Source organism: Aeromonas sp. ANP5 (assembly GCF_963870295.1).
Classification (GTDB): Bacteria; Pseudomonadota; Gammaproteobacteria; order Enterobacterales; family Aeromonadaceae; genus Aeromonas; species Aeromonas veronii.
Map to the genome: position 1 here is coordinate 1 of NZ_CAWMRY010000077.1, position 1,732 is coordinate 1,732.

Consider the following 1,732-nt stretch of genomic DNA (forward strand, 5'->3'; position numbering starts at 1 on the left):
CACAGCGCCATGGTCACTTCGTGGATCCGCGGGTTGCGATATTCACCGGTCAGGTAGCGCACCGCTTCTCGCACTTCCACCGCGTTACCGGCGCTGGAGGCCAGCACCTGGTTCATATCGGTCAAGAGCGCAGAGGTGCGGCAACCGGCACCGTTGGCCACGGCCACAATGCTCTTGGCCAGCTCTTCGGAGGCTTCGAAGGTCGGCATAAAAGCGCCGGAGCCCACTTTCACATCCATCACCAGCGCTTCGAGCCCGGAAGCGAGCTTCTTGGAGAGGATGGAGCCGGTGATCATGGCGATAGATTCAACAGTTGCGGTGATGTCCCGTACTGCATAGATACGCTTGTCAGCGGGGGCAAGATCGCCGGTCTGGCCGATGATGGCGACACCCGCCTCTTTCACCACTTTCAGGAAACGGTCGTTGTCGACCGAGGTCTGGTAGCCGGGAATGGCGTCCAGCTTGTCGAGGGTACCGCCGGTGTGGCCCAGACCACGACCGGAGATCATCGGCACGAAACCGCCACAGGCAGCGACCATCGGGCCAAGCATCAGAGAGACCACATCACCCACCCCGCCGGTGGAGTGCTTGTCGACAATCGGGCCACCCAGATTGAGGTGATCCCAGGTCAATACCATGCCGGAGTCGCGCATGGCGCAGGTCAGGGCAACCCGCTCATCCATGGTCATGTCTTTGAAGTAGACCGCCATCGCCAGCGCGGCGATCTGCCCTTCGCCGATGGTGTTGTTGGTAATGCCCTGAACGAAGAATTGAATTTCTTGGGTACTGAGCGCTTCACCGTTGCGCTTCTTGCGAATAATTTCTTGAGGCAAAAACATCTTTCATTCCCTCCGCCATTGCTGGCGTTACACAAGCCTGAATCCTTGCCCGCACACCGCATGGTGGGGGCTAACAGGGCGGACAGCAGTCCGCCCTCTCATCAACCTATTAGTAACCGCTGGTGTTGGCCGGCTTGTCGCCATGCCCCAGAGTGGCCAGCAGACTGGCCAGCAGGCTGGATGCACCAAAGCGGAAGGTACGGGCGGATACCCAGTCGTTGCCGAGGATCTCTTCGGCCATGGCCAGGTACTGACCGGCAACGGCGGCATCTTTCACGCCACCAGCTGGCTTGAAGCCGACTTTCGGATTCTTGGCCTTGATCACTTCCATCATGATGCGTGCCGCTTCTGGGGTCGCATTGACCGGCACCTTGCCGGTGGAGGTCTTGATGAAGTCGGCACCGGCATCGATACAGATCTCGGAAGCGCGACGGATCAGCGCCTCTTCTTTCAGCTCGCCGGTTTCGATGATCACTTTCAGCAGCACGTTGGCACCGCAGGCCTCTTTACAGGCTTTGACCAGATCAAAACCGATCTGTTCATTACCAGCCATGAAGGCGCGGTACGGGAACACCACGTCCACTTCGTCAGCACCGTAGGCGACTGCGGCACGGGTTTCGGCTACGGCGATCTCGATGTCGTCGTTGCCGTGCGGGAAGTTGGTCACGGTCGCAATGCGTACGTCGGCAGCGCCGATCTCACGCAGTGTCTTGCGAGCGATAGGAATAAAACGGGGATAGATGCAGACAGCGGCGGTCAGGCCAGCCGGTGACTTGGCCTTATGGCACAGGTCGATCACCTTCTGATCGGTGTCGTCATCGTTCAGGGTGGTCAGGTCCATCAGGTTCAGGGCGCGCTGAGCGGCCACTTTCAGATCAGTCATTCTGTTCTCC

2 protein-coding genes are annotated in these 1,732 nt (G+C 59.4%); both read right to left on the reverse strand.

The annotated features are described in order from the left end of the window. Window positions 1–839: thymidine phosphorylase (locus tag AACT07_RS22265; protein ID WP_069530081.1), on the reverse strand; the 839-nt coding region annotated here is incomplete at its 3' end. Window positions 840–948: 109 nt separating this feature from the next. Continuing rightward, the gene (gene deoC / locus AACT07_RS22270) at window positions 949–1,722 is read right to left on the reverse strand and encodes a deoxyribose-phosphate aldolase (RefSeq protein WP_005340468.1); all 774 of its coding nucleotides are present in this window, start codon (window positions 1,720–1,722) and stop codon (window positions 949–951) included. Between the last annotated feature and the right edge of the window lie 10 nt (window positions 1,723–1,732).

Coding starts and splice junctions, on each gene's coding strand:
- deoC (WP_005340468.1), bottom strand. CDS start 1,722: ATGACTGATCTGAAAGTGGCCGCTCAGCGCGCCCTGAACCTGATGGAC.